This window comes from Promicromonospora sp. AC04, from assembly GCF_003058225.1.
Classification (GTDB): domain Bacteria; phylum Actinomycetota; class Actinomycetes; order Actinomycetales; family Cellulomonadaceae; genus Promicromonospora.
In genome coordinates, this window is the sequence record NZ_QBUG01000005.1 from 186689 (window position 1) to 210256 (window position 23568).

General features: G+C 71.7%; 14 protein-coding genes. 2 read left to right on the top strand and 12 right to left on the bottom strand.

The window, feature by feature from the left end; translation table 11 throughout:
• Positions 1 to 160: 160 nt before the first annotated feature.
• The 6 genes from C8K30_RS14965 to C8K30_RS14990 all read right to left on the bottom strand — a co-directional run bounded on the left by C8K30_RS14965 (position 161) and on the right by C8K30_RS14990 (position 15646).
• Positions 161 to 3037 carry a DUF4132 domain-containing protein gene (locus C8K30_RS14965; protein ID WP_108493705.1) on the bottom strand — a complete coding sequence of 959 codons (2877 nt, stop codon included), beginning with the start codon at positions 3035 to 3037 and terminating at the stop codon, positions 161 to 163.
• A gap of 131 nt (positions 3038 to 3168) precedes the next feature.
• On the bottom strand, positions 3169 to 7044 hold the full coding sequence (locus C8K30_RS14970; RefSeq protein WP_146197490.1) for a DUF4132 domain-containing protein: 3876 nt from the start codon (positions 7042 to 7044) through the stop codon (positions 3169 to 3171).
• Positions 7045 to 7260: 216 nt separating this feature from the next.
• Positions 7261 to 11151, bottom strand: a complete 3891-nt coding sequence (locus C8K30_RS14975; RefSeq protein ID WP_146197491.1) for a DUF4132 domain-containing protein — start codon at positions 11149 to 11151, stop codon at positions 7261 to 7263.
• 154 nt (positions 11152 to 11305) lie between these two features.
• Positions 11306 to 12934, bottom strand: coding sequence for a serine/threonine-protein kinase (locus C8K30_RS14980; RefSeq protein WP_146197492.1), 1629 nt, complete (start codon positions 12932 to 12934; stop codon positions 11306 to 11308).
• Positions 12935 to 12991: 57 nt separating this feature from the next.
• A complete protein-coding gene (gene aspS / locus C8K30_RS14985; RefSeq protein WP_108493709.1) occupies positions 12992 to 14395 on the bottom strand; it encodes an aspartate--tRNA(Asn) ligase in 1404 nt (467 codons plus the stop codon).
• A 363-nt stretch (positions 14396 to 14758) separates the two neighbouring features.
• Positions 14759 to 15646, bottom strand: coding sequence for an alpha/beta fold hydrolase (locus C8K30_RS14990; RefSeq protein WP_108493710.1), 888 nt, complete (start codon positions 15644 to 15646; stop codon positions 14759 to 14761).
• 80 nt (positions 15647 to 15726) lie between these two features.
• Here C8K30_RS14990 and C8K30_RS14995 point away from each other — a divergent pair, with 80 nt between their 5' ends.
• The gene (locus tag C8K30_RS14995; protein ID WP_108493711.1) at positions 15727 to 15996 is read left to right on the top strand and encodes a type II toxin-antitoxin system Phd/YefM family antitoxin; all 270 of its coding nucleotides are present in this window, start codon (positions 15727 to 15729) and stop codon (positions 15994 to 15996) included.
• Positions 15993 to 16385, top strand: coding sequence for a PIN domain-containing protein (locus tag C8K30_RS15000; protein WP_108493712.1), 393 nt, complete (start codon positions 15993 to 15995; stop codon positions 16383 to 16385). The genes C8K30_RS14995 and C8K30_RS15000 overlap by 4 nt, the downstream gene beginning before the upstream one ends.
• Positions 16386 to 16510: 125 nt before the next feature.
• Here the strand turns inward: C8K30_RS15000 and C8K30_RS15005 are convergent, their stop codons facing one another.
• The 6 genes from C8K30_RS15005 to C8K30_RS15030 form a co-directional block, all read right to left on the bottom strand.
• Positions 16511 to 18205, bottom strand: a complete 1695-nt coding sequence (locus tag C8K30_RS15005) for an ABC transporter substrate-binding protein (RefSeq protein ID WP_199230502.1) — start codon at positions 18203 to 18205, stop codon at positions 16511 to 16513.
• A gap of 55 nt (positions 18206 to 18260) precedes the next feature.
• The gene (locus C8K30_RS15010) at positions 18261 to 19481 is read right to left on the bottom strand and encodes a M20 family metallopeptidase (protein ID WP_108493713.1); all 1221 of its coding nucleotides are present in this window, start codon (positions 19479 to 19481) and stop codon (positions 18261 to 18263) included.
• 93 nt (positions 19482 to 19574) lie between these two features.
• Positions 19575 to 20507 carry an oligopeptide ABC transporter permease gene (gene opp4C, locus C8K30_RS15015; protein ID WP_108493714.1) on the bottom strand — a complete coding sequence of 311 codons (933 nt, stop codon included), beginning with the start codon at positions 20505 to 20507 and terminating at the stop codon, positions 19575 to 19577.
• Positions 20504 to 21457 (bottom strand): ABC transporter permease, encoded by a 954-nt coding sequence (locus C8K30_RS15020; protein ID WP_108493715.1) that lies wholly within the window; start codon positions 21455 to 21457, stop codon positions 20504 to 20506. The genes opp4C and C8K30_RS15020 overlap by 4 nt, the downstream gene beginning before the upstream one ends.
• Positions 21454 to 22539 (bottom strand): ABC transporter ATP-binding protein, encoded by a 1086-nt coding sequence (locus tag C8K30_RS15025; protein WP_233257188.1) that lies wholly within the window; start codon positions 22537 to 22539, stop codon positions 21454 to 21456. The genes C8K30_RS15020 and C8K30_RS15025 overlap by 4 nt, the downstream gene beginning before the upstream one ends.
• Positions 22536 to 23552, bottom strand: a complete 1017-nt coding sequence (locus C8K30_RS15030) for an ABC transporter ATP-binding protein (protein ID WP_108493949.1) — start codon at positions 23550 to 23552, stop codon at positions 22536 to 22538. Before C8K30_RS15030 ends, C8K30_RS15025 begins: the two co-directional genes overlap by 4 nt.
• Positions 23553 to 23568: the final 16 nt, after the last annotated feature.

Below are 23568 nucleotides of genomic sequence, written 5' to 3' on the forward strand. Positions count from 1 at the left end.
ACCGTATTGCCTCTTCGTCTCGTCCCAGGTCAGAGTCGCCCCTGACGGCTCGACCACGCCGCTTCTCGCGGCGCGGCATCAACGTAGCGGGGGCCACTGACAGTGACCGCGACACCCGCCCACCACCTCAGTACTGGCTCAGTACTGGCTCAGTACTGGCTCAGTACTGGCTCTTCTTCTCCCAGTCCGGGTCGAACTGCCCCGCTCGCGCCACGGCCACGTAGTCCTGGTACGACACCGCCAGGAGGACCGCGGGCAGGTCCGCGAGCGGGACCGACCCCGGCCGCCCCGCCCGCCGGAACGTGAGCTCGGTGACGGCTGCCGTGACCTTCTCCCTGGGCATGTACGGCGAGCCCGTGAACCCGATCTCGACGACGACGCCCAGGCTCGCGTACTCCTTGACGTACGAGTGGACCCACAGGTCGTCCACGTCCTCCGTGTACCCGAGCTTGGTCGCCCGCCCGCGGATCGCGAACGAGTCCGACAGCCACCCCTCGTGGTCCGCGATCCCGGTCGCGCCCGCCTCGATCCCGGGCACGACGACGTCGGACGCCAGGCCCTGGTCGAAGAGCCCGCTGACCGAGTAGTCGGCCAGGTGCTCACGCCACGCCTGAGCCTCCGTTCGAGCGTCTGGCCCAGCGCCCGCCAGCAGGACGGCGTGCGCGACGGCGATCTCGGCACCCTCGGGCAGCACGACGTCGCCGTCGTCGACGCCGATCAGCGCCCCGCCGTCGCCCGGCCGGAAGGCGACAGCGCTTGATCCCGAGAGGGCGCCCGGAGTCGCGGTGAGGCCGGCCGAGCCGCCGTCGGGCAGTGTCGCCACCCACAGCAGGCGCGCCGCGAGGCGCGACATCAGCGGATGTCCCAGCACGAACTCGCGCCACTCCTCCACGGGCCACCGGCGGCCCGTCGCCATGGCCTCGGCGAACCGCTGGGTCTGCAGCGTGATCACCGCCTTGAGCTCCTTGCGGCTCGCGGCCAGCTGCTTCTTCGCCTCGGCGTAGGCCTCGGCGTCGTCCCGCTCCCGCTGGGCCGGGAGCGCCTTGACGACCTTGCCCGCCGGGTCGCGCAGCTCCAGCGTGAACTTCTCCGTGACCCGCCCCGTGAACACCCGGTCCTCGTCGGACGACGCCCCGCCGCCGGACGAGCCGAGGTCCAGGCGCAGCACGCCGTCGTCGTCGAACCCAGCGGTCGGCACCGCGCGGTCGGCGAGCTGGTCGGCGGTCCAGCCGCGCCGTTCGGCCACCTCCTGCACCAGGTCCGCGGCGACCTGCTGGACGGCGACGGGCTTGAACCGCCGGGCCACCGACAGCAACACCTGCACCGCGGCCCGGTCCCCGTTCGCGGCCAGCGCCCGGACCAGGGACTCCGCCTGGGCCCGCCGCCCCTTGTGCGCCGTGAAGTAGTGCCGCGCCGCCGCGGCGAGGTCACTGCCCGGCATGCCAACGGTGAGGGCGAGCAGGCCCTTGTCCTTGGTCGCCGAACCGAGGTACTGGGCCTGGTGCCGTCGGTACAGCCGGTTGTAGTGCTCCTCGACCGACGCCGCGAAGAGCCCCGGCGCTTTCCGCTCGTACCAGTCGGGGTTCTCCTGGAGGTGGTCGTACTCGAGCTGCGCGTTGGCGTCCGCGTACGCCTTCGACTCGGCCGGCTCGGGGTGCCGCGTGTCCTGCGCGACCCACGCGCTCAGCACGAACGACCCGAGCTCGGCCCGGGACGCCGGGTCCAGCAGCGACACGTACCGGGCGAGCAGGCCCTCACCGCTGGGGTCCTTCAGCTTGTGGGCCAGCACCACCCACCAGCGCAGCACCTCCGGCGGCACCGCACGCTGCCCGACGGCGTCCGGCTCGCCGGCGCCGTCGGCCCACCACGCCTGCGGGAGCTGGTCCAGCGGGAACCATTCCAGGGCCGCCGGCACCGGGCGCTTGAGTCCCCTGGCCGCCTCCGCCAGCAGGATCTCCGGCGCGAGGTGGGCCGAGAGGTCGTCGCCCAGCGACTCCAGGGCGGAGAGCAGCGCGGCCCGCGCCGGCTCGCCGCGCTCCTTCTTCAGCGCCGCGCGCAGGGCAGGTATCGCCGCCGGATCACCGATCCGCGCCAGCCAGGCCACCGCCGACAGCCGGATCTCCGCTCGGTTCTCCCCCAGGCCGTGCTCGGCCAGGCGCCGCGCGCCGGGGTGGGAGTCCAGCGTTCTCTGCGCCACGTACCGGTCCACCTTTCCGCCGGTGATCGCGAGCTGCGCCAGCGGCGCGAGCGCAGCGGCCGGCATCACCGGAAAGGCCCGCAGGATCGCCGCGGCACGATGGAAGAACCGATCCGCCTGGGGAAAGGCGTCCTTCGGCCGGTTCAGGCGCGGTACGAGAAGGTGGACGCGCTCCGCGTAGAACGGCCAGACCGCGGCCGCGGGCCAGGCGGCCTCGTCGTCCTGGAGCCCGAAGACGAACTCGTCGACGGCCTGCTCGGGGCCCTCCCCGCCGCACCGGGCGAGGACCTCCTCCAGGACCCGCAGGTCGTCGAACCCGCGAGCGGACTCCGGCCACCGGGCGAGCAGCGTCACCGCCTCGGCGGTCCCGGCCGCCGAGAGGTACAGCCGCGCCCGATGCGTAAGTGCCGTGGTCGGCAGTGACTCGATGTTCTGCCGGCACCAGCTGACCACGCCCCAGGGCAGCAGCCCGTCCCCGCCGCCTACCTGGACACCGACGTCGCCGTTCATCAGGCGGACCGCTGCGCCTAGCTCGGAGTCCGTGATCGAGGACAGCCGGGTCAGATCCTGCTGGGCCCGCTCGGCCAGCCAGGACTCGAAGTCGCCGTTCGCCTCCAGCCTGCTCACCCTCGCGGCGGCCTTGTCCCGCTGCTTGTCCAGCAGCGCGCGGGCACCGGCCACGAAGTCGTCGCCGAGCACGAACTCCGAAGCAGGCTGGAACGGCGGCGCCTCGATCACCACGTCCTCGGCGAGCAGCAGCTCGGCCCGGTCCAGCGTCTGGCGGACGACCTTCGCCCGCGCTGCCTGGTGACCCGCTACGTCCTGCGTCCCCTGCGTCATCTCGTCTGCTCCCCCTGCGTGCTGCGTTGTCTCGTCGCTGCGTTGTCTCGTCGCTGCGTTGTCTCTGTGTGGCTCTGTGCCGTCTCTGGGCTGTACCTGTGCTGCCTCGTCGTCGGCCGGCACCAGCCGACTCAGTACCGGCTCTTCTTCTCCCAGTCGGGGTCGAGCTGCCCCGCCGCGGCCACGGTCGCGTAGTCCTGGTAGGACACCGCCACCAGCACGGCCGGCAGGTCCGCGACCGGAACCGGCGCCGACCTTCCGGCGCGCCGGAAGGTGAGGTTGGTGACCGCCGCGGGGATGTTCTCCTCGGGCAGGGTCGAGCCCGTGAACCCGATCTCGACGACGACGCCGAGGCTCGGGTACTCCTTGACGTAGGCCTCGAACCACCCGTTGTCGGTGGAATCAGTTCGCCTGAAGCCCCGCTTGCCCGCCCGGCCGCGGATCGCGAACGAGTCGGACAGCCACCCCCTGTGGTCCGCGATCTCGGTCGCGCCCGCCGCGAGCTCCGGCGGCACGACGGCGTCCGCCCCGAGACCCTGGTCGAACAGCAGCGTGATCTCGTAGTCGGCCAGGTGCCCGCGCCACTCCGGTGCGTCGGGCAGCAGCACGGCGTGCGCGACGGCGACCTCGGCCCCCTCGGGCAGGGCGACGTCCTTGTCGTCGACGCCGATCAGCGCGCCGCCGTCGCCGGGCCGGAAGGCGACCCGGCCGGCGTCGGGGAGCGTGGCCACCCACACCAGGCGCGCCGCGAGCCGCGACATCAGCGGGTGACCCAGCACGAACTCGCGCCACTCGTCCGCGCCCCACGTACGGCCGGAACACATGCCCTCCACGAGCCGCTGCGTCTGCGCCGCGATCACGGTCTTCAGCTCCTTGCGGCTCGCCGCAAGCTGCTTCTTGGCCTCGCCGTAGGCGTCACCGTCCGAGGAGCGCTTGGCCGGCAGCGCCTTGACGACCTTGCCCTCCGGATTGCGCAGCTCCAGCGTGAACTTCTCCGTGACCCGCCCCGTGAACACCCGGTCCTCCTCGGGCGACGCCGCGCCGTCGGACGAGCCGAGATCGAGGCGCAGCACGCCGTCGTCGTCGAACCCGGCCGTGGGCACCGTGCGGTCGGCGAGCTGGTCGGCGGTCCAGCCGCGCTGGTCGGCGAGGTCCTGCGCGAGCCCGGCCGCGACCTCCTGGACGCTGCGCTGCTTGAACCGGCGCGACACCGACAGCAGCACCTGCACCGCTGCCTGCTCCCCGTTCGCGGCCAGCGCGCGCACGAGCGCCTCGGCCTGCGCGCGGCGGCCCTTGTTGGTCGCGAAGTAGTGCTGGGCGGTCCGGGCGAGGTCGCGGCCCGGCATGCCGACCGTGAGGGCGAGCAGGCCCTTCTCCTTCACCGCCGAGGTGAGGTACTGCGCCTGGTGCTCCCGGTACAGCGCGTTGTAGTGCTCCTCGACCGACATGTCCACCAGGGCCTGGTAGTCCCCGTAATAGCCCGGGTACTGCTGCACCATCCGCTGGTAGGTGTCGTACCGGTCCTGTGCGCGGGAGTCCGCGTGTGCCCTCGACTCCTCGGCCGAGGGGTGGATCGTGTCCCGCGCGATCCACGCGCTCAGCACGAACGATCCGAGCTCGCTCCGCGACGCCGGATCCAGCATCGAGAGGTACCGGGCGAACAGGCCCTCGCCGCTCGGGTCCTTCAGCTTGAAGGCCAGGACCACCCACCAGCGCAGCACCTCCGGCGGCACGTCACGCTGTCCGACGGCGTCCTGGTCCCCCGCACCGTCGACGCCGCCCGCACCGCCCACACTGTCCGCACCACCGACACTGTCCGCACCACCGACACTGTCCGCACCACCGACACTGTCCGCACCACCGACGCCGTCCGCCCACCGCACCTGGGGCAGCTGGCCCAGCGGGAACCAACGCTCGAGCTCGTACGGAACCTGCCCCGCGAGGCCCTTGGTGGCCTCGGCGAGCAGCACCTCCGGCGCGACGTCGGCCGAGATGTCGTCACCCAGCGCCTCGAGCGCCGACAGCAGCGCGGCCCGCACCGCCTCCGAGCGCTCCTTGGTCAGCAGCGCGCGCAACGCCGGCGCCGCCGCCGGGTCGCCGATCCGGGCCAGCCAGGTCGCCGCCGACGCTCGGATCTCGGCCTTCTTCTCACCCAGCCCTTGCTCGGCCAGGCGCCGCGCACCCGGGTGGGACCCCAGGATCTCCTGCGCCGCCGCCCGGCGTACCTTTCCCCCGCTCAGGGCGAGCTCTCCCAGGCGCGGGAGGACGGCGGTCGGTGCCACCGGGAACTCCCGCAGGATGCCCAGCACATGATCGAAGGCGACGTCCCACCTGGTGTCGTCGTCGGCCGGGGTCAGACGGGCCACGAGCAGGTCGGGGTGCTCCGCGAAGTAGGGCCAGACGTCCGACGCCGCCGGCCAGCCGAGCTCCTGGTTCTGCTCGAAGACGAGGTCGTCGACCAGCGGCTCGGAGTCGGCCACCCCGCACCGGGCGAACGCCTCCTCCAGGGCCCTCAGGTCGCCGAGCTCGGGTGCCGCCGTGTCCAGCCACCAGGTCGCCTGCTTCGGGTTGCCGTGGTAGGCGAGCAGCAGCCGCATCCGGGCCACCAGCGTCGTCGCCGGCAGCCGCACGGCCTGCCGCACGAGCCAGCTCGCCGAGGCCTGGGTCGGTCGCCCGTCCTGTCCGTCCGCCCGCACGCCGACCCGGTACGTGTCGTCGTTCATCAGCCGAACGGCGGCCCGCAGGTCCGTGTCCGTGATCGTCCGCAGATACACCAGCTCGTCGTTCGCGTTGCGGACCTGCCAGTCGGCAGCGGCCGTCTGCACCCGCTCGGCGGCCATCTCGATCAGGTTGTCGAGGAGCGCGCGGGCAGCGGCGACGAAGTCGTCGCCGACCATCCGATCAGGCTCGGGCTCGAACGGAGGGACCTTCACCTGCACCTCGTTGGCACCGTCCTCGGCAAGCAGCGCCTCCGCCCGCTCGAGCGTCTGGCGCAGCGACCGCGCCCGGACCGTCTGCCCCCGGACACCGTCCACTGCCTCGTGCGCCTCGCGAACCGCGTCCAGCCCGCCCGGAAGCAAGGAGATGCGGGCCAGGAGCCCGCCGACCCGGTCGAGCGGGGCGGTGGTCAGGTGCGGCGCGAGCAGCCGCGCCTCCTCCGCACCGTCGAGGCTCGCCAGGTGGTCACGCGCGGCGGACCGCACCTGCTCCCGGGCATCGACGGCGAGCACCGCGACCAGCTCGCCGTGCTGCGGCAGGTCACGCTCCGCGCGCTCGACGAACTTCCTCGTCCCCCAGGTGCTGAGGGACTCCAGCACCTGAGGAAGCACGTCCGCGTACGCCACGAGTGCCGCGCGCAAAGTGTCGGTCCTGGAGGAGACCTGCTCCAGGAGGATGCGCACCACCAGCGGCGCGGCCTCGCGATCGGGAATGCCGCCCTCGCGAGCGAGGTCGACAAGGAGCTCGGCCGTCCAGCGCTCGCCGGCATCCCAGGAGGTCAGCCCGTCGTACATCAGCAGGCAGAGCCATTGGGGCGCGTCCTCGGGCGGCACCTGCTCGCCGACCACCGCAGTGAGCAGCCGGCCCAGTCGCACGACGGCGGCCACCGGCGCCGTCTCGTAGATCGTCCTGCGCGCCGCTATGCCGGCCCGCACGTCCCAGCCGGGGTGCACGGCCGTGACCTGGTCGACCAGGTTCCTGCCCACCTTGGCCTCGAACGGCCGATCGGCAGGCTTGTTCATCAGCCGGTCTACGTCCCGGGTCCTGACCTTGCCCAGCGTGGCCGGCAGTTCAGGCGTCGTACCGTCCCGCACGAACCCGACCGCCTGCTCGAACAGCTCCTCGCTGCGGATCTTCAGCGGGGCCAGGGCGTCGACGTACGCCGACTCCAGCGCGTCTGCCACTCCCGCTCGCGCTTCAGCCTCTGCTCCCAGCTTCGTACCCGGCATGTCCTGCGTGTCCTGCGTGTCCTGCGTGTCCTGCACCATCTCGTCTGCTCGCCTCTTCACATCGTCATCTCGTATGGCGGTGTCGCGCTCTCGTGTCGCGCTCTCGTGTCGCGTTCTCGTGTCGCGCTCGCGCGGAGCGCCGCCGTCGCACCGTGGTCGGCGGTCACACTGCCGTCAGCCGTCGCAGCGTCGTCGGCCCTCGCACTCGTCGGCCGCGCCGTCGTCCGCCAGACGTCCCTCGTCTGCCGGCGCCGTCGTCCGCCGTCGCCCGCCGGCTCAGTACTGGCTCTTCTTCTCCCAGTCCGCGTCGAAGTCCCCGCCGTCGGCCACGGCCACGTAGTCCCGGTAGGACACCGCGAGCAGCACCCTCGGTACGTCCTTGATCGCGAGCCGGCCCCGTTGGCCCCACGTGCCGGTCCGGCGGAACACGAGCTCCCGCATGGCGGCCGTGATGTTCTCCTCGGGCAGGAACGCGCCGGTGAACTCCATCTCGACGGTGATGCCGAGCGTCGGGTACTCCTTGCAGTACGCGCTGAACCAGCCGGCGTCCTCGGCCTGCGACCGCGTGTACCCGAGCTTCGTGGCCCGGCCGCGGATCGTGAACGAGTCGCTGAGCCAGCCCTTGCGGGTCTCGATCGCGGTGGCGGCGTCGGCCACCTCCGGCAGCACACTCGCCTGCGCCCCCGGCTCCTCGGCGCCCAGCCCCTGGTCGAACAGCGGCGTGACCTCGTAGTCGGCGAGGTGACCGCGCCAGGCCGGCGCGCCCGACTCGGCGTCGTCCCCGAGGGTGGCGGCGTGCACCAGCGAGACCCGCGCGTCGTCCGGGAGGGTGACGTCCTCGTCGTCGACGCCGATCAGCGCGCCGCCGTCGCCGGGACGGAAGGTCACGGCCGGGCCGCCCTCGCCGGGCAGGTCGGCGGCCCACACGAGGCGCGCTGCGAGGCGCGACATCAGCGGGTGCCCGAGCACGAACTCGCGCCAGTCCGCGACGCTCCAGGTCCGGCCCGTGACCATGGCCTCGGCGAAGCGCTGGGTCTGCAGCGTCACGACGGCCTTCAGCTCGGCGCGCGACTCCTTGAGCTGCCGCTTCGCCTCGGCGTACACCTCGTCGTCGTCAGACGCGCGCTTGGCCGGCAGGGCCTTGACGACCTTGCCCGCCGCGTTGCGCAGCTCCAGCGTGAACGTTTCGGTGATGCGTCCGGTGACCACCCGGTCGCCCGCGCCGCCGACGGTGCGCGTCGTGGCGGACGTCGGGGCCGACGTCGAGGCCGACGTCGTAGCGGGCGAGCCGAGCTCCAGCCGCAGGATGCCGTCGTCGTCGAACCCGGCGGTCTGGACCGTGCGGTCGGCGAGCTGGTCCGCGTCCCAGCCGTTGCGGTCCGCGATGTCCTGCGCGAGCGCGGACGCGGTCTCCTGGACGCTGCGCTGCTTGAAGCGGCGCGACACGGCGAGCAGCTGCTGCACCGCTGCCCGGTCCCCGTTCGCGGCGAGCGCCCGGACCAGGTACTCGGCCTGCGCCCGGCGGCCCTTGTGTGCCGCGAAGTAGTGCTGGGCGGTCGAGGCGAGCTCGGCCCCGGGCATCCCGACCGTCAGCGCGAGGAGCCCCTTCTCCTGTGTGGCCGACCCGAGGTAGGTGGCCTGGTCCTGCTGGTAGAGCCGCTTCCAGAAGTCCTCGACGGTCTGCCCGGCCTGGCCGGCGTAGTACTCGGGGTACTTCTTGATCGAGGCCTGCATGCTGGTCCAGTGGGCCTGCGCGTACTGGTCGGCATAGTCCCGGGACCGTTCGACGGCGGGATGGCGGGTGTCCTGCGCCACCCAGGCACGCAGCACGAACGAGCCGAGCGCGGCCCGGGAGGCCGGGTCAAGGAGCCCGATGTACCGGGCGATCAGGCCCTCGCCGCTGGGGTCCTTCAGCTTGGTGGCCAGCACGGCCCACCAGCGGACGACGTCCCGCGGCACGACGGCGCCCCGCTCACCGTCGGCGTCGGCGTCGGCGTCGCCAGCGGCCCAGCGCACCTCGGGCAGCTGGTCGAACGGGAACCAGTCGAGGCTCGCCGGCAGCTTGCTCTTGAGGCCCTTGGCGGCCTCGGCCTGCAGGGTCTCGGGGGCGAGCTCGGCCGAGATGTCGTCGCCCAGCGCTTCCAGGGCCGCGAGCAGCGCGGCCCGTGCGGCCTCCCGGCGCTCCTTCTTCAGGGCGGCACGCAGGGCGGGCACCGCAGCCTGGTCGCCGATGCGCGCGAGCCATGCGGCGGCCGACGAACGCACCTCGGCCTTGGGGTCCGCGAGCGCCTGCTCGGCCAGGGACCGTGCCCCGACATGCGCCTCCAGCACCTCCTGGGCGGCGAGGCGGTGGGTCTTGCCGGTCCCGAGGGCGAGCACCGTCAGCTGGGGCAGCACGGCCGGCGGCACGACGGGGAACTCCCGCAGGAGCCGCAGCGCGGTGCCTGCCCCGTGGCGCCACTTCTCCTCCCTGCCGAGGTAGCGCTCCAGGACGTCCAGGCGCTCGGCGAAGTAGGGCCAGGTGACCGACGGCGACAGCGAGCTGGCTCCCCACCAGGTGTGGAACACCAGGCTGCAGATCTGCTCGTCGACGTTCGGGATCCCGACACGCACCATCACGTCACGTACCTGGCGCAGGTCGGTGACCTGGTCGAGCTGGGTCCGCAGGTTCCACAGGAAGTTGTGCCGGAGGTCGGCGTCCCGCAGCGCGAACACCCGGATCGCCAGCGCGAGCCCGGTGTCGGCGAACGACGTGTGCATTCCCTCGGAGAGCCACTGGAAGAGGACGCCGTACCGACGGCGCGTCCGGGCCGTGATGGGGGCGGTCTCCGTCACGAGGGCCGGGACTGCTGCCAGGTCGTCGTCGGTGATGGACAGGAGGTCCTTCAGGGTGCGCTGCGCGCGATCGGCCCAGTACTTGTTGGCGTTGCCGCCGCGCTTCGCGCGCTCTGCCTGCTCCCGTGCCCCGGCGATCTGCTCGTCGAGCCGCTTGCGGGCGTCCGCTGCCCAGCCGGGCTCCACGACCGGGTCGGGCAGCGGCTCGTACCCCGGTATCTCGATGGCGACGTCCGCCGCAGGACCCATGGCGGGATCCTCCAGCGCGCGGGACCGCTCGACGGTCTGCTCGAGGAGCCGCACCCGTGCGCTCTGCCCGGCCGCGACCTTCCCGTTCTCGTCCCGGAGCGCGGCCAGCGTCTCGTCCAGCACGCCGATCCCGCCCGCCAGGCCGACCAGCCGCGTCACGGCCTCGCCCAGCCGCCCGGTCGGGACCTTGGCGAGGTGCGGCGTCAGCAGCGCGACCTGCGTGGCGTCGTCGAGCGCGGCGAGGTGGTGCAGGGCCATCGCCCGCACGCCCTTCGCCTGGTCGACGGCGAGCGTCGCCACGATCTCGACCAGGCCGGCCTCGCTCGTGGGCTTCCCGATGCGGTCCAGCACCTCCTGCTTGCCGCGGGCGCCGAGCCCGGTGGTGACGGCCGCGAGCGTGCTCACGTGCTGGGACACGTACTCGTTGAACGCCGGGCGCTTGGCCAGGGCCTCGCGCGGGTCCGTGTACCAGGACCGCTCGTTGGCCCCGCGGTACAGGATGGTCGTGAGCACGGTGCGCGCGGCGTCGGCGTCGGGCACACCGCCCTCGATCGCGACCTGCGCCAGGAACGCCGGCGTCAGCCGGTCGGCGACGCCGTTCGCGGGCCGCCCGGTGTGGCGCCCGTTCGACGTCGTCCTCCGGGCGCCGTCGTAGACGAGGACGAAGAACCATTCCGGCACCTCGGCGGCCTCGGCGGGGAGCTCGGCAGCGTCGCCGGCCTGCGCCAGCAGCCGCCCCAGCCGGGCGAGGGTCGCGACGTCGGCCGTCGCGTAGGCACGGCCGCGCGCCGCGAGGCCGGACTGCAGGCTCCACCCCTTGTGCACCGCCGTGACCTGCTTGGCCAGGTCGGGCGACACCCACTGCTCGTAGAGCCGGCCCGGGGAGCCGAGCAGGATGTCGACGTCGTGGGTCCGGGACGCCTGCAGGCTGGTGAGCACCTCCGGCGTCGTGCCCTGCAGCACGTACCCGACCGCGTCCTCGTAGAGGCCGGCGCCCAGCAGCTTCAGCGGCGCCAGCGCTTCCCGCACCGCCCGCGGTGCCACGTCGCCGCCCTTGACCCGGTCCACCAGTTCCTGCAGCATCTCGTCCCTCACCTGGCCGTAGGTCACGAGGGCACAGCTCGCCCCTGTGACGCGCCGCGATCAGCAGCGCGCGCCACAAGTTAGCGGTGACCACTGACACACGGAACGGGTACTGGTGCCCAGGGTCCGAAGTCAGGGTCCGGGGCAAGCGAGCTCAGCTTCCGGTCAGGGCATCCGGAACGGGGTCATGGGTCGATACATCGTGCAGGGCAGGCGCCACCAGCAGGCTGGCCACGATGACGAGGATGCCAGCGGTCATGGTGGCGCCGGGAATGTAGCGGGCAGGGTCGTCCCCGTACACCTGCACGACCAACATGTACCCGAGCCCAGTGCCGAACACGATCGCGGCGAATCCTGTCGCCCGATGGACGGCAGTCACCCGGCCGAGCAGCTCGATCGAGACGATCCGCCGCCGCGTCAGACGAGCCAGCTGGTGGAACGCCCCGAACGGCACGAAGGCTGCGATCAGAGGGACTGCGGCCAACGCCCCGGGCAGGCCGGCCACGACCAGCACACCCGCACTGACGAACAATCCGCCCGTGAACAGCGCGGTCCCGGTCAGGGCCGCGGGCAAGCCGTGCCGCCGTGCGAGCGGAGGTGCCAGCAGCCAGGCGCCGAGCCCTCCGCCCACCGCGAGCGCGCCGGCCAGCGCCACGGCTATCCAGATCGGCATTCCGTCCCCCGATGAGTAGATGACGAGGCCCACGAGCGCCCCGAGCGCCCAGTTCATTGCCGCCAGCAGCCAGGCCAGCGCGGGCAGCGCGCGGCTGCGCCGGGCAGAGCCCGGTCCCTCTCCTGGGCGCGGCTCGGGTACCTGGACGCCCTCGTCGCTCCCAGCGCCGCTGTCCCGCGGTGGCTCCGCCGGCAGCACCTTGGTGGGCCTGCCGAGCTTCTCGGTCGGCCTGCCCGAGACTCCGATACCCGGGACTCCGAGCCGTTCGGTCGCTGCCTCATCCACGGTGCGTCCTTCGGCGGCGGCGAGCAGGTGCTCCCGTGCCGTCTCGGCCGACATACGCACGTCCGGGTCCCGCTCCATCAGGCCGGCGATGACGGTGGCGAGCGGCCCTGCCCCGTCCGCGGGCTCGGGGTCGCGGGTCAGGACAGCGGCGATCATCGCGGGCAGGTCGTCATGGTCGTACGCGTGTCGGCCCTGGACCGCGAAGTAGAGCGTCGCGCCGAGCGACCACAGGTCCGCCGCGGCGCCGGGCGTGGCGCCGGAGAGCCGCTCCGGTGCGACGTAGCCGAGCGTGCCGGTGACCAGGCCGGTGCCGGTGAGGGTGCGAGTGGCCCCGGCAACGGAGGCGATGCCGAAGTCGGTCAGCATCCAGTTGCCACCGCCGTCGCGCATGACGTTCTGGGGCTTGACGTCCCGATGCAGCACGCCCCCCGCGTGCGCGGCGACCAGCGCGTCGAGCAGCCGCAGGCCCAGCTCGGCCGCGCCACGCGAGCTCAACGGCCCGTCAGCACGCACCGCCAGGTCGAGCGACCTGCCCGGCAGCAGGCGCATCACGATCCACGGCAGGCCGCCCTCGTCGACCACGTCGTGGATCGTGACGATGCCCGGGTGATCCAGCCCGGCGGCGGCCCGTGCCTCCCGCATCGCCCGTGCCCGCAGCGCGTCGCGTTCCTCCGGGCTCAACCCGTGCGGGACTCGCAGCTCCTTCACGGCCACATCGCGATGCAGCACCGTGTCGTACGCCTTCCAGACCGTACCCATCCCGCCGACGCCGATGGGCGGCTCGCTCAAGACATACCGGTCCCCAGCCAGTGTGCGCTCGCTCACGCACCAGAGGGTAGCGGGCTCGGCTCAGAACCGTCGGCGGGATGGCACGGCGCGGCGCTACGGCGTCAGGCGGTGCAGGTCCCTCGGGAACGGCGTCACCTCGCGGACGTTGGCCGCCCCCACGAGGCGCGCCACCCACCGCTCCAGCCCGATCGCGAACCCGCCGTGCGGCGGCATCCCGTGCCGGAACGCCTCCAGGTACGACGCGTACGACGCCGGGTCCTCGCCCCGCGCCTCGATCGCCGCCACGTAGTCGGCGTACCGGTGCAGGCGCTGCCCGCCGGTGACCAGCTCGAGGCCGCGGAACAGCAGGTCGAAGCTGTTGCTCCACCGCTCGCCGCCCGTGATCGAGCCCGATCCGGAGCCCGGCGCCGAACCCAGCCCGGAGCCCGGCTCCGGATGTGTGTAGAAGGGCCGCTTGGCCATGGGGTAGCCCTCGATCGCGACGAAGTCCGACCCGTGCTCGGCCAGCGCCCACTCCCCCAGCGCCCGCTCGTGCTCGGGTGCCAGGTCGGGCTCGTCGGAGGGTGCGCCGACCAGCTCCAGGGCGTCGGCGAAGTGCAGCACCGGGATCTCGCGCGGCACGTCGGGCACCTCGATGCCGAGCCGCTCGGCGGCTCCCGAGCCGCGGACGGCGTCCGCCATCCCGGCGACCACCTCGCGCAGCACCGCCAGCACGTCGTGGTGGTCGCGCACGAACCCGAGCTCGACGTCGAGCGAGCGGTACTCCGCGAGGTGCCGCACCGTGTCGTGCGGCTCGGCCCGGAACACCGGCCCCACCTCGTAGACCCGCTCGAAGACGCCGACCAGCTGCTGCTTGTAGAACTGCGGCGACTGCGCGAGGTAGGCGGGCCGGCCGAAGTAGTCGACGGGGAACACGTTCGCCCCCGACTCGGTAGCCGTGCCCACCAGCTTGGGCGTGCAGACCTCGGTGAAGCCCGCCGCGTCCAGCGTCGCGCGGAAGCCGCGCAGGCTCGCCGCCGCGACCTCCCAGCGTGCCTTCTGCGCGGGGTGCCGCCAGGCGACGGCGGCGTGGTCGAGCACCGTGGGCAGCGCGGCCGTCAGGGCCGGCCGCCACAGCTCGACGGGCGGCGTCTCGGCGTCTTCGGTGAGCGGTGTGATCACGGGCCCGGTGACCTCGACACCGCCGGGCGCCTGCGGGTTCGCGGTGACCGTGCCGGTCACTTCGACGGTGGTCTCCTCGGGCGGTACCCGCACCGGTGTCGCTCCGGCCGGCGCCTCCTGCCCGACGCCGGAGCGCACCACCACCTGGGCGAGGCCGGTGCGGTCGCGCAGCACCAGGAACGTCACGGTCGCCAGCTCGCGACGGCGGTGCACCCAGCCCTGCAGGCGCACGACCGACCCCGCTGGGACGGCGGACAGGTCGCGCGCGAGGGTGCGGGCCGGGGTACCGGCGAGGGCGTTCCCGATCGCGCTCGGGGTAGCGCTCGTGCTCGGCATAGCGCTCGGGGTCGTGCTCGGGGATGGCAAAGGTGGTCTCATCAGTCCTCCAGAGAGCGAAAGCCCTGGAGGAGCGGGCGGGGGCCAAATCGCGGTGCCACCACTCCTTTGCCGGGAGACCCGGCCTCTCGTCGGTACGCCGCACGCGCGGGCAGGACGCTTACCCGGTCAACCGGGCCGAGGTTCGTCACGCCTCACGTCTGCCACGGCAAACGCTACGCCCGCCGCCGAGCCAGCCGCCACCCCATTCCCGACATCCCCACGTCTCGCAGAAGTGCGCTTCTACCCAGCGATCGCGCCCGAAGCTCGCGTGAGTTCTGGGCCCGGTCGCTGGCCAGAAGCACACTTGGAATCCGCTGCGTGCTACTGCCGATGGCCGGCGTCGAGCCAGTGGCGCACGGCCTGGCCGACGGCGGCGGCGTCCTCCAGGGGGACGAGGTGGCCCCGCCCCGGGAACGCGACGACCTCCGGCTCGCCCGGGAGCGCCGCGCCCAGCCGCGCGGCCTGCTCGAACGGGATCCACGGGTCGTTCGTGGCCCAGCCGACGCGGACCGGGCAGCGTACCTCGCCGAGCCGGGCCACGATCGGCCTGGTGTGGTCGGGCGAGAGCTGGGCGATCTGCCGGTAGAACGCGGCCTGCCCGACCTGGTCGAGCCAGGGCTCGGCGAGCGCCTCGACGACGTCGGCGGGCAGGCCGTGGTTCGCGGCGCCGGCGATGTACTCCCTGACCAGGGCGGCGTGCAAGGGCCCGGGCACCGCCGCGAAGACTGACTCGTTCTCGGCCACGAGGCGGAAGAACGGCGACCCCCAGGGGTCCAGCATCACGATGTCGAGCAGGAACAGGCTCGCGAAGTCGGCGTCCTCCAGGAGGTGGGCGCCCAGCGCCACGACTCCCCCGATGTCGTGCGCCACGACGTGGGGCCGGTCCAGCGACCAGTGCCGCAGCAGCGCCGCGAACCGCTCGCACTGGGCGACAAGGTCGACCGCGCGCCCCGCCTCCTTCGGCGAGGCGCCGTACCCCGGCATGTCCCACAGGAACACGCGGTAGTCCCGGCTCAGCGCACGCGCCACCGGCGCCCACACGTGCACCGACCACGGGGTGCCATGACACAGCACGACGTCGGCGACCGGCGCCCGGTCCGTCGGCTCGAGCACATAGGTGGCGACGCGCGCGCCGCCGTCGTCGATGTCGAGGTCGACGAAGACGGGTTCGGGCAGGACCGGCTCTCTGGCAGGAAGTGAAGCAGGCATGCGGAGACGGTAGGGCGTAAGACTGGCTAGGTCCACGGGCGAGTGTAGACGCGCGTCTACACTCGTCTTACGATAGAGCCATGAGAACCGTTGGCACCCGCGAGCTGAAGCAGAACCCACACACGGTGATCCAGCACGTCCTGGACACCGGCGACGAGTACGAGATCACGAACTACGGCCGCCCGACCGGCGTGCGAATCGTTCCCGACCACCCTTCTCCCCGCCGCTGGGTTCCGGGAGGCAACCTCGCGGACATCCCGCCGATGAGCCCGCGCAACGCCGCCGACTGGCGCGCGGACGTCGAGAGCGCAATGGCCGATGAGGTCACCGACCCCTGGGAGCGAGCGTGATCCTGCTCGACACGAACATCCTCATCGACCTTGACCTGTACGAGTTCGACTCAGACGAGGAATACGGCGCCAGCATCCTGTCCAGAGCCGATCTCGAGTTCGGCATCCACGCGGCCAAGAACCCGCATGACGCCGCCGAGCGCACCCGTCGGATCAACCACCTCGACCAGCGGTTCGCCTGGGTCGAACTCGACATCGAGTCGACTCGTTCCTACGGCATCGTTGCGGCTGGCGCACGAGCCAGTGGCGCAAAGATCCGCAGCAAGGATGCCCTCATCGCCGCCCAGGCACATCGGCACGGCGCCGCAGTGATGACTGCCAACATCGACGACTTCAAGCCGTTTGACCACCTTGTCGAGGTCGTCGCTCCCGTTCGCCGGAGGCCTTGACGATTACCCCGGGGCTCAGGACTCGAGCCCAACCGGAGTGTTCGGCGTTCCGCATGACGCCGCGCCGCGTCGTTCGATGTTCGCAAGACATCGAACGACGCGGCACGCTGCCCCAGCCAGGCCGATTACATCTCGCCGAACGACCACTGCGGCAGGTCGGCGAGCGAGCCGCGCCAGAACGGCTTCGCCCCGCCCACGGTCACCTCGTTGCTCACGACGGATGCCACGTTGTCGGAGTAGAGCCCGAGCTGCGGCAGGTCCTCCTGCCAGATGGCCTGGAGCTCGTCGTAGATCTCCGCGCGGGCATCCGTGTCCGGCTCGCTCTTGCCCTTGGCCAGGAGCGCGTCCGCCCGCTCGCTGGAGTATCCCGTGTAGTTGCTGGAGCCCTGCGAGCCGTACATGAACGTCACGTCGGGGTCGATGTTGAACGTGTTGCCGATCAGGAGCATGTCGTAGTCGCCCTCCCCCGCCATGGTCAGCAGGGTCGGGAAGTCCACGTTCGTCTGCTCGACCTTGAAGCCGACCGCCTTGAGGTTCTCCAGGATGATGTCCGCGGACTGCTCCCGGATCGCGTTGCCCGTCGGGACGACGAAGCGGAGCGTGGTCTCCTCGTCGAAGTCGGTGTCCTCGAGGAGCTCGCGCGACAGGTCGGGGTCGTAGGCGAGCGTCTTCTGGTCGGTGTCGAGGTACGGGCTCTGGCTCGTGTACGGGCCGTCGACGATCTGCCCTTCGCCCTGCAGCAGCTGGTCGACTATCTGCTCGCGGTTGATGGCGTGGGCCATCGCGCTGCGCACCTCGACGTCGGGCACGGTCTCGGTGTTGAACTCGATGAACTGCACGCCGAGGGTCTCGTAGACGTTGGTGGTGACGTTGTCCAGGCCCTTGACGGTGGCCAGGTCCTGGACCGGGATGTTGCCGATCCCGCCGCCGGAGTTCATGTGGATCGCCCCGGTCTGCAGGTCGCCCACCAGGTTCGCCGCAGGCATGATGCGGACCGCGACGCTCGGGATCTTCGGCGTCCCCTCGTAGTAGTCGTCGCGGGCCGCGAACTCGATGGACACGTCCTTGGTGTAGTTCAGATACGTGTACGGGCCCGAGGTGACGTCCGGGAGCTGGGCGAAGTCGCTCTCCCCGAAGTCGGCGGGCGCGATGTCCTTCAGGTGGTGCGCCGGGAGGATGAACAGGCGGGTGCCGATGATCTCGCTGATGTAGTTCGGGTCCACCGGCTGCGCGGTCTTCAGCTCGACGGTCTGCTCGTCGACGACGGTCACGCCGGGGATCTCGGTCTCCCCCTCGGGCAGCTTGCCCGTGACGGGGTCGACGCCGTCGAGCGACGAGATGCTGGTGCCCAGCGCCGTGATGGACTCCGGGTTGGCGATGAGGTTCAGCGTGAACGCGACGTCGTCCGCCGTGACGGGCTCGCCGTCGGACCAGGTAGCGGAGGGGTCGAGGTTGACCGTGTAGGTCTGGTTGTCCTCGGTGTCGATCGAGGTGGCCAGCTCCGGGGTGAACTCGAGCGGTTTCGGCTGGTCGAGCAGGGAGTCGAGGACGAACTCGTTGGCCCACTGGCCGGCGACGTCCGTCTGGTTGATCGGGTTGAAGCTGGCGACCGGGTTGATGTTCCCGATGATCAGGGTCTCCCCGGCGGCCCCGCCACCTGCCGCGGTCCCGCCGTCGTCCGCCTGCCCCTCGGAGAAGCCGCCGCCGCACGCGGCCAGCGCGAGCACAGTCCCGGTCGCGAGAACGCCGGTGAGCACGGGCCTGAGCGCAGTCGCGGGCGCGAGCCTCCCGGCCCCGGCCCGGATCGTCGAACGTGTCACGTCGTACCTTCTTTCGTGGTCCTGGTTTCCTGGTGTCCCCGTCACGGGGCCGAGGTCAGACGGCGACGGCCTCCGCCGTCGGCGGGACGGACAGCTTCGCCATGGTCGCGACGGCCAGCTCGGCGAGCGCCGCGGCCTGCTCGCCGAGCACGGAGTCGTCGAACCGGACCTTGGCCGAGTGGTTCGACGGCGCGCCCTCGGCGGGCACGTCGTCCGGGCGGGCGCCGAGGAAGATGAAGCAGCCGGGTACGCGTTCGAGCACGTAGGAGAAGTCCTCGGAGCCCATGATCGGGTCGGGCCGCTCGGCCACGCGGTCCGCGCCGTACAGGCCGGCGAGCACCCCCTTGGCGTGGTCCCACATCTCGGGGTCGTTGACGGTCACGGGGTAGAGCTGCTGGAAGTCGGCGTCGGCGGTGCAGCCGTGCGCGGCGGCGATGTTCTGGACGAGCTGCGGGAGCTCGACCGATACCTGTTCGAACGTCTCCCGCGAGAGGGTGCGCACGGACGCGTCGATCTCGGCTGTGGACGGGATGACGTTGAACGCGGTCCCGGCGTGCAGCCGGCCGACGGTGACGACCACCGGGTCGAACACGCTGTGCCGTCGCGTCACGTACGACTGCAGCGCGCCCACGATCTCGGCGGCGACCGGTACCGGGTCGACCGACATCCACGGGGACGAGCCGTGGCCGCCCTTGCCGTGGACGGTCACGCGCAGGATGTTCGCGCCGGCCATGGAGGTGCCGGGCTTGGTGAAGAAGAGGCCCTTGTCCTCCAGGCCGGTGACGTGGATGCCGAACGCGGCGTCGACGGGCGTGCCGGCCGCTTCCAGGACGCCCTCCTCGATCATGGGCAGCGCGCCGCCCGGGCCTTCCTCGGCGGGCTGGAACATGAAGACGACGTTGCCCGCCAGCTCGGCCTTCCGGGCGCTGAGCAGCCGGGCGGCGCCGACCAGGCCGGCCACGTGGAGGTCGTGCCCGCAGGCGTGCATGGTGCCGGTGGTCGAGGCGAACGGCTCGCCCGAGTCCTCCAGAACGGGCAGGCCGTCCATGTCACCGCGCAGCAGCACCGTCGGCCCATGGAGGTCCCCCCGGAGCACGGCGACGACGGAGCTGAGGCCCGCACCGGTGGTGATCTCCAGCGGCAGCCCGTCCAGCGCCTCCAGGACGGCCGCCTGCGTCTGCGGCAGGTCCCGCCCGCGCTCGGGGTGCTGATGGATCCGCCGTCGCAGAGCGACCAGGTCGTCATGAATCAGTGCCGCGTCGGCGACGAAGCCCACGTTGTCTCCCTCGGTCTCGATGTGCCGTGTCGTTACTTGTCCAGCGATGTGTGTCCGGCGATGTGTGTCCAGTGATGGGACCTAGCGTGGGGCCTAGCGATGGGACTTGGTCTCCCTGGACTCCAGCGCGTCGCGCAGCCCGTCCCCGACGAAGTTGATGGCGAGCACGGTCACGAAGATCGCGATACCGGGCGGCAGCCACAGCCACGGCTGGCTGGTCATGACGGTGATCGACTGGGCGTCGCTGAGCATGTTTCCCCAGGAGGCGGCGGGTGGCCGCACGCCCAGACCGAGGAAGCTCAGGCCGGACTCGAGGATGATCGCGTTCGCGATCCCGAACGTGGCGTTGACGATGATCGGCGAGAGCGCGTTCGGGAGGATGTGCTGGAAGAGGATCTTCGGCGTGCTGTAGCCGAGCGCGATGCCCGCCTTGACGTAGTCCTGGTTCTTGATCGACAGCACCGAGCCGCGCACCAGCCGGGAGATCACCGGCCAGCCGAGGACGCCGATCGCGAGCGTGATGTTCATCAGGCTCGGCCCGATGACGGCCACCAGGATGAGGATGACCATGAAGTACGGGAACGACATGAACACGTCGACGACGCGCATCAGCACCGAGTCGACCACCTTGCCGTAGTACCCGGCCGCCAGGCCGACGCAGACGCCGATGATCACGTACACCGAGACCGCGCCCACGCTCACCGTGATCGAGACGCGGGCCCCGTAGATGAGCCGGCTGAGCACGTCGCGCCCCACCGGGTCGGTCCCGAGCAGGTGCGCGGACGACGGCGCGGCCTGGAACTGGTCGAAGATCTGGTTCGGGTCGTGCGGCGCGAGCAGCGGGGCGAGGACCGCGACGAGGATCATCGCCAGGAAGGCGAACAGCCCGATACCGGCCAGGCGGTGCCTGAAGAACCGGCGGACCACGGTCCGCAGGTAGGACTCCTCCTTGCCCAGGCTCGCGACGACGGCGCGGGCGGCCGCTGTCTGGGTCGACGGGCTCGTCAGGGTCGTGGGTTCGCTCATGTGTACTCGATCCGCGGGTCGACGACGGCGTAGACGATGTCGGCGAGGAGGTTCGCCGCGAAGACCGCGAGCGCCGCGATGAGGTTCACGCCCATCAGCACGGAGTAGTCGCGGGACGAGATCGACTGGATGGTCAGCATGCCAAGGCCGGGCCACTGGAAGATCTGCTCGGTGACGATCGCGCCCCCGAGGAGGCCGGCGAGGTCGACGCTGAGCACGGTGACGAGCGGGATCAGGGCGTTGCGCAGGGCGTGCTTGTGCGTGACCACCCCGGGCGGGAGCCCCTTGGCGTGTGCGGTGCGGACGTAGTCCTCGGAGAGGGCGTCCACCATCGAGGACCGCACGTACCGGACCATGTTCCCGGAGATGGCGGTCGCCAGGACGGCGACCGGGAGGATCAGGTGCTGGATCCGGTCCCAGAGCCCGCCGCCGTCGCCGCCGATAGTGGCCATGTTCCCGGTCGGGAGCCAGCCGAGCTGGAGGGCGAAGACGTAGATGAGGCCCAGGCCGAGGAAGAAGTGCGGGATCGAGACGCCGAAGAAGGCGCCGCCGACCACCGTGTAGTCGGCCCAGGTGCCCTTCCTCTTGGCGGCGAGGATGCCCACCGGGATCGCTATCGCGTACGCCACCACGAGGGCCGCGCCCATGAGGAGGAGGGTGGGGCCGATCCGCGATCCGATGACCTCGGCGACCGGGGTGCGGGAGACGTAGGACAGGCCCAGGTCGCCGCGGACGAGCTGACCGAGCCAGTTGAGGTACTGGACCATGATCGGCTGGTCCAGGCCGAGCGCGGCCTCGACGCGTTCCTTGTAGTCGGGTGACGCGTTGGGGTCGAGGTAGAGGTCGGCCGGGCTGCCGGGTGCGAGCTGGACGATGAAGAAGTTCAGGACGGTCACGCCCAGGAGGACCGGGATCGAGATCAGGATCCGCCTGATGATGTAGGTGGTCACGCGGGCACCCCCGGGTTCTTCGTCGTCTCCGGGTTGCCCGACGCCGCCGTCGGGCGGCCGGCGTCGAGCGGGAAGTGGCACGCGAAGGCGTGGCTGCCGCCGCCGAGCCGGGGTTCCTCGGTCCGGCACTTGTCCTGCGCGAACGGGCACCGGGTGTGGAAGACGCAGCCCGAGGGCGGCTTGGCCGCGTTCGGCACGTCGCCCTCGACGACTGTCCGTTCCTTGTCCCGCAGGTGCGGGTTGGGTGCCGGGTAGGCGTCCAGCAGGATCTCCGTGTACGGGTGGCGCGGGTTCGCGAACAGCTCCGCCGTCGTCGCGACCTCCATGACCTTGCCCAGGTACATGACGACTATCCGGTCGCTGATGTAGCGCACGGCGCCGAGGCCGTGGGAGATGAAGATGTAGGTGAGACCGAGCTCCGCCTGCAGGTCCCGCAGGAGGTTGAGCACCTGGGCCTGGATGGAGACGTCGAGCGCGGAGACCGGTTCGTCGAGGACCAGCAGGGTCGGGTCGAGCATGAGCGCCCGGGCGATGCCGACGCGCTGCCGCTGCCCGCCGGAGAGCTCGTGCGGGTACCGGCCCTTGAACTGGGCCGACAGGCCCACCCGGTCGAGCATCTCCGTGACGCGCTCGCCCGCCTCCTTGCGCGATGCGCGGCCGTGGGCGACGAGCGGCTCGGCGAGGAGGTCCCCGATCCGCTTCTGCGGGTTGAGCGAGGAGTACGGGTCCTGGAACACCATCTGCAGGTTCAGGCGCACGCGCCGCAGCTCGCGGGTGTTCAGGCCCGCCAGGTCCCGCCCGCCGAAGACCACCGCGCCCGCGGTCGGGTTCTCCAGCCGGATGATCGCCCGGCCCGTGGTCGACTTGCCGCAGCCGGACTCCCCCACGATGCCGAGGGTCTCGCCGGGGAACACCTCGAAGCTGACCCCGTCGACGGCGCGCACGGCGCCGGTCTGCCGAGAGACGATCCCGCCCCGGATCGGGTAGTGGAGCTTGAGGTCCTGCACACTCAGCAGCGGCTCGCCGTCGGGCACCCCGGCGCGCGCACGCGCCTTGCGGGTGGTCGCCTCGATCACGCTCACGAGGCCACCCCCGCCGTCGTGCCGCGGACGGCGGCGTGCTCGCCCTCGTAGAGGAAGCACCGGACGAGGTGCTTGCGCTTCGTGCTCGTCTCCAGCAGGTCGGGCCGCTCCGCACGGCACCGGTCCATGACCGACGGGCAGCGGTCCTGGAAGCGGCAGCCGTCCGGCATGTTCGACGGCGAGGGCACGGAGCCCGGGATCGATTCGAGGCGGGCGTCGTCGTCGGCGCCGAGGTGCGGGATCGACTTCATCAGGCCGACGGTGTACGGGTGCCTGGGGTGGTCGAACAGCTCGAAGACGTCGGCCTCCTCGACCACCTGGCCCGCGTACATCACCGCCACCTTGTCGGCCATCTCGGCGACGACGCCGAGGTCGTGCGTGATGAGGATCGTCGCGGTCCGCGAGGCCTCGGCGAGCTTCTTCATGAGGGTCAGGATCTGGGCCTGGATCGTCACGTCCAGGGCGGTGGTGGGCTCGTCGGCCACCAGGAGGACGGGCGAGCAGCTGAGCGCCATGGCGATCATGACGCGCTGGCGCATGCCGCCCGACAACCGGTGCGGGTAGTCCTTCACGATCTGCCCGGCGCGAGGCACGCCCACCAGCTCCAGGAGCTCGACGGCGCGCTCCGCGGCCTCCCGGCGGGAGATCCCGAGGTGCAGCAGCATGCCCTCGGTCAGCTGGTCGCCGATGGTCAGCACCGGGTTCAGCGACGTCATCGGCTCCTGGAAGATCATGGCGAGCGAGTTGCCGCGGTTCTCGCGCATCTCCTCCTCGGACAGATCGAGCAGGTTCCGGTCCTCGAAGACGATCTCGCCGTCCGCCACGCGGCCGTTGCGGGGCAGGAGCCCCATGATCGACAGCGCCGTGACGGACTTCCCGCTGCCGGACTCACCGACGAGGCAGATGGTCTCGCCGCGGTCGAGGTCGAAGCTCACCTCGTCGACCACGACGACGGCGCCCGAGTCGGACCTGAACTCGGTCTTTATTCCTCTGACCTGCAGCAACGCTCCCAAGCTGCCCACTCCCTGA

Bases quoted from the DNA above. Each gene is read 5' to 3' on its own strand.
- C8K30_RS14975 (WP_146197491.1), bottom strand. From the start codon at position 11,151: ATGCTGCAGGAACTGGTGGACCGGGTCAAGGGCGGCGACGTGGCACCG.
- C8K30_RS14995 (WP_108493711.1), top strand. From the start codon at position 15,727: ATGAGAACCGTTGGCACCCGCGAGCTGAAGCAGAACCCACACACGGTG.
- opp4C (WP_108493714.1), bottom strand. From the start codon at position 20,507: ATGAGCGAACCCACGACCCTGACGAGCCCGTCGACCCAGACAGCGGCC.
- C8K30_RS14990 (WP_108493710.1), bottom strand. From the start codon at position 15,646: ATGCCTGCTTCACTTCCTGCCAGAGAGCCGGTCCTGCCCGAACCCGTC.
- aspS (WP_108493709.1), bottom strand. From the start codon at position 14,395: ATGCCGAGCACGAGCGCTACCCCGAGCGCGATCGGGAACGCCCTCGCC.
- C8K30_RS14965 (WP_108493705.1), bottom strand. From the start codon at position 3,037: ATGACGCAGGGGACGCAGGACGTAGCGGGTCACCAGGCAGCGCGGGCG.